The organism is Paraburkholderia sp. XV, from assembly GCF_020177535.1.
Taxonomy (GTDB): domain Bacteria; phylum Pseudomonadota; class Gammaproteobacteria; order Burkholderiales; family Burkholderiaceae; genus Paraburkholderia; species Paraburkholderia caribensis.
Genome location: NZ_JAGUUD010000225.1, coordinates 1 through 4,676 on the forward strand (window position 1 = coordinate 1; position 4,676 = coordinate 4,676).

General features: G+C 62.7%; 4 protein-coding genes. All 4 read right to left on the minus strand.

Going from position 1 to position 4,676, the window contains the following annotated elements:
* Window positions 1-115 precede the first annotated feature (115 nt).
* Window positions 116-898 (minus strand): SDR family NAD(P)-dependent oxidoreductase, encoded by a 783-nt coding sequence (locus tag KFO72_RS41250; RefSeq protein ID WP_060605714.1) that lies wholly within the window; start codon window positions 896-898, stop codon window positions 116-118.
* Window positions 899-910: 12 nt separating this feature from the next.
* Window positions 911-2,089, minus strand: coding sequence for an L-rhamnonate dehydratase (gene rhmD, locus KFO72_RS41255; RefSeq protein ID WP_224101241.1), 1,179 nt, complete (start codon window positions 2,087-2,089; stop codon window positions 911-913).
* 40 nt (window positions 2,090-2,129) lie between these two features.
* Window positions 2,130-3,467: an MFS transporter gene (locus KFO72_RS41260; protein WP_225034505.1), complete on the minus strand. Its 1,338-nt coding sequence runs from the start codon at window positions 3,465-3,467 to the stop codon at window positions 2,130-2,132.
* A gap of 101 nt (window positions 3,468-3,568) precedes the next feature.
* On the minus strand, window positions 3,569-4,321 hold the full coding sequence (locus KFO72_RS41265) for an SDR family NAD(P)-dependent oxidoreductase (protein WP_225034504.1): 753 nt from the start codon (window positions 4,319-4,321) through the stop codon (window positions 3,569-3,571).
* Window positions 4,322-4,676: the final 355 nt, after the last annotated feature.

The following is a 4,676-nucleotide window of genomic DNA, read 5'->3' on the forward strand; positions in this document are numbered from 1 at the left end:
CCCCGCACAGGGGCGACGCCTGAAGCGAGCTAACAATTCGCGGATGCCAGCGAAAAGACAAAACCGCGAACGCCAGCGCCAAAACCAAACCAAACCCAACCCAACAAACGACCAGCTACTGCAAATTCACAAACAACCCACCATCGACCAACAACGCAGCGCCAGTAACATACCTCGCCCGATCAGAAGCAAGAAACACAACACAGTCTGCGACATCCTCCGGCTGCCCGAGCCGTCCAAGCGGAATCCGCTTCTCAAAGTAAGCCTTCTTGGCATCATCGCCGAGATCATCGGCATTAAGATCAGTGGCAATCGTCCCAGGCATAACAGAATTACACCGTATGCCATAAGGCCCAAGCGCAATCGCGCAAGACTGCATCAGCGAGTGCACGCCCGCCTTGGTCGGCGTGTAATGCGTCTGCATCCCACCCCCAACAAGCGCACTGATAGAACTCGTCGCGACGATCGCACCGCCCGTGCCCTGCGCCTTCATCTGCTGCGCCGCAGCCTGCGTAACAAAAAACGCCCCATTGAGATTGACGGCAACTGTCGTCTCGAGCACATCGGCAGGCATATCGAGAAACGCATGAAACGGACAGATGCCCGCATTGCTGGCCAGCACATCAACCTTCCCGAACGCCTCGACCGTGCGCCGCACAAGCTCAGGCCCCGTCTCCTTCAACCCGACATTGCCTTCGACGGCAATCACCCGCCGCCCGAGCGATTCGATTTCACCCACCACCTCTTCGACCGCGGAACGCCGGTTATACGACGCATCGTTGTCGCCCCAGTAGTTGATCGCAACATCGGCGCCCTCTTTCGCACACGCCACGGCAATCGCCCGCCCAATGCCGCGCGAGCCACCCGTAACGATCACCGCCTTGTCTTTCAGCAGCACATGCTTCTCCGTTCAATGTTGATAAGGCCGCTCGAGCGCACACTCGGGATTGAGCCGCACACCGAAACCCGGCGTGTCAGGCACCTTCATGCGGCCATTCACGGGCACCGGCTCGTCGAGCAGCAGCGGCGTGAACATCGGCACTACGTGATCGGCCTTCGGCGCCATCATCAGGAACTCGGCGAACGGCGAGTTGTGACGCGTGACCACAAAGTGATAGCTGTACACCGACGACCCATGCGGCACGACCATCACGTTATGCGCATCGGCGAGCGCGGAAATCTTGATCAACTCCGTGATGCCGCCGCACCAGCCCACGTCCGGCTGGATCAGATCGCAGCAGTTCATTTCGAGCAGCATCCTGAAGCCCCAGCGCGTCGCCTCGTGCTCGCCCGTCGACACCATCATGCCGCGCGGCACGTTGCGGCGCAGTTCGGCGTAACCCCAGTAGTCATCGGGCGACAGCGCTTCTTCAATCCACTTCAGGCCATATTCGTGCGCGGCCTTCGCCAGCTTGGTCGCGTACGTGACGTCGAGGCTCATCCAGCAGTCGTACATCAGCCAGAAATCGTCGCCGACGCGGCTGCGCATTTGCGCGAGCTTCTCGATGTTCTTCCTGAGTCCCTCCTCACCTTCCGCCGGATTGTGCTGCAACGGCAGCTTGCCGCCGATAAAGCCCATTTCCTTCGCAAGGTCGGGCCGCGCGCCCGTCGCATAGAACTGCAACTCGTCACGGACCGGGCCGCCCAATAGCTGATACACGGGCTCCTTGCGCACTTTCGCGAGCAGATCCCACAGTGCCAGATCGACGCCCGAAATCGTGTTGAGCACCACGCCCTTGCGTCCGTAATAGAGGGTCGAGAAGTACATCTGATCCCACATCTTCTCGATGTCCGTCACGAGTTGTCCTTCGAGAAAGCGCGCCAGATGCTTCTCGACGATGAACGCACCGATCTCGCCGCCCGTCGTCACCGCGAAGCCGACCGTGCCGTCGCTCGCCTCGATTTCGACCACCAGCGTCCCCAGCACGTTGATGCCGAAGGACTGCCGGCTTTGCCGGTACTGCGGATAACGCGCCATCGGCGTCGAGATGTGATCGTCGATCCAGTGTCCGTCGGCCTGATCGTGATAGTCCGCGCCGCCGCCGCGGACGACGAAGGCACGCACGTGCCGGATAGTGGGCATCGCCATGTTCTAGAGCTCCGTTCGTGGGTTGCGTACGCCTCGCGTGTCAGCGGGCGCGATGAATGGGTTGCGGGAAGGCGGGCGTGTCGCGCGCCGCGTCGCGGCGCACCAGCGTGCCGATGAGCAGCGCCGCCAGCAGACTCGCCGCACCGAGCAGCAGCAGACCCGCCGAGGTCGACTGGAACGCATGCTCGGCGCTCGTGCGCAGCGACGGCGCGATAAAGCCGCCCAGGCTGCCGAGCGAGTTGATCACCGCGATGCCGCCTGCGGCCGCCGCGCCCGTCAGGTAGCGCGTCGGAAAGGTCCAGAAGAGCGGCTGTGCGGCGATGAAGCCGCTTGCCGCGCAGCACAGCGCGGCCATCGCCAGAAGCGGACTATGCGTCGCGCCCGATACGCCGATGCCGCATCCGGCGAGCACCAGCAGCGCGACAGCCCAGCGCCGGTGCGTGCCCGTTGCGTCGGCGCGGCGCGGCACGAACCAGGTCAGCGCGAGCGCGCAGATCCAGGGCACGGCCGCCACCATGCCGACGCGCAAGCCGACCGACTCGCCCATCAGCGCCGCGACCTGCTGCGGCAGATAGAAGATCACGCCGTACACGCTCATCTGGATCAGCAGATAGATTGCCGAGAACAGCAGCACGCGTGTATCGACGAGCGCCGCAAGCAGATTGCGAGGGCCGTGCGCGGACGCGGCGCGTGCATCCTCGTCGAGCGCGGCGCTCAAGGTCTTGCGCGCTTGCGGCGTGAGCCAGCGCGCGTCTTCGGGCCGATCGTCGAGATAGAAGAACGCCCATACGCCGACCACCGACGCCAGTCCGCCTTCGATCAGAAACAGCCACTGCCAGCCCGCAAGGTTCAACGCGCCGTGCAACTCGAGCAGAAAGCCCGACAGCGGGCTGCCGAACATGAATGCAAGCGGCGCGCCGAAATAGAACACGCCGACGGCACGCGCACGCGCCGATTGCGGAAACCAGCGCGTCAGATAATAGATGACGCCCGGAAAGAAGCCCGCTTCGGCGACGCCGAGCAAAAAACGCAGCACATAAAACGTGGTGCTCGTATGAGCGAGACTCATCGCCGCCGACACGAGTCCCCACGTGACCATGATCCGGCACATCCACAGCCGGGCGCCGACGCGATGCAGCAGCAGATTGCTCGGCACCTCGAACAGCGCATAGCCGACGAAGAATACGCCAGCGCCGAACGCGAATGCGGCGTTCGAGATTCCCGTGTCGTGCTGCAGGGCCTTTTGTGCAAAGCCGATGTTCGCGCGGTCGAGGAACGCGAGCACGTACATCAGCAGCAGGAACGGCAACAGCCGCCGCATGACCTGGCTGACGATGCCGTCGAGGGAGTCGCGGATTTCGGACGAGGTCCTGTTCATCATGTCTCCGTTTCGCCTTCGTGCGAAGGCCGGGCGGCATGCGTGTGCCGCCATCGTTCGTCGCTTTGTGCCTGATTGCTATCGTGTGGGTGCGAGGGGGTCTAGTAGGTTGCGCGGCCGCCCGAGAGATCGAACACGGCGCCCGTGCTGAATGCGCAGTCTTCCGACGCGAGCCACAGAATCAGCGACGCTGCCTCGTCGGGCAGCAGGAAGCGGTTCATCGGAATCTTCGACAGCATGTAGTCGATGTGTTCCTGCTTCATCGAATCGAAGATTTCGGTTTTCGCGGCTGCGGGCGTGACGGCGTTGACGAGGATGTTCTTGGTCGCGAGTTCCTTGCCTAGCGATTTGGTCAGGCCGATCAGCCCCGCTTTCGAAGCGCTGTAGTGCGATGCGTTCGGATTGCCTTCCTTGCCCGCCACCGAAGCAATATTGACAATGCGCCCGTAACCCTGCTTCAGCATCTGCGGCACGACCGCGCGGCATGCGAGATACGGACCGATCAGGTTGACGTCGATCACGCGGCGCCACAAGTCCGGTTCGAGTTCCCACGTCGTGCCGTTGCCGCCCGTGATGCCGGCGCAGTTGATCAACACGTCGATGGCGCCATGGGCGGCGAGCGTCTTGCTGACGGCGGCGTCGATCTCGGCCTCTTTGGTTTGATCGACGGTGACGGCTGTGACCTTGCCGAGTTCTCCTAGCGTTTGCGCGCTGCGCTCTAGCCGCTCCGCGTCGACATCCCAGAGCGCCACGGCCGCTCCCGAGCGCAGCGCGCGCTGGGCTACCGCATAGCCGATTCCCCGCGCGCCGCCCGTAATGACGACCACTCGGTTCTCCAGATCGATCTGATTCATCGCTGCGCTCCTCTGTTTTGATCCTGATGCGGATGTTGCTCGCGCATTTTTTGTTGGTGTTGATGTTGGGTCACGGACCCTCGGTGTACGCAATATAAAGCCGGTGGCGATTCGGGAACAATCCGACTGTTGGATGGGGTGATAACAAAAGTGAATCAGGGATGAGGCGGTGCGGCGCTTGCAGCGCGAGTTTTTTGCGCTTTGCGATGGCAGTGGCGTTGTGGGGTATGCGTTTGTTGTTCGGAGTCGTGGTTTTTGCCGTGCGGTGTTCCGGCTCTTGCCGGTCGGTGTTCCGGGTTCTGCGCTGGCATCCGCGTTACGTTAGCTCGCTTCACGCGTCGCCCCTGTGCGGGGC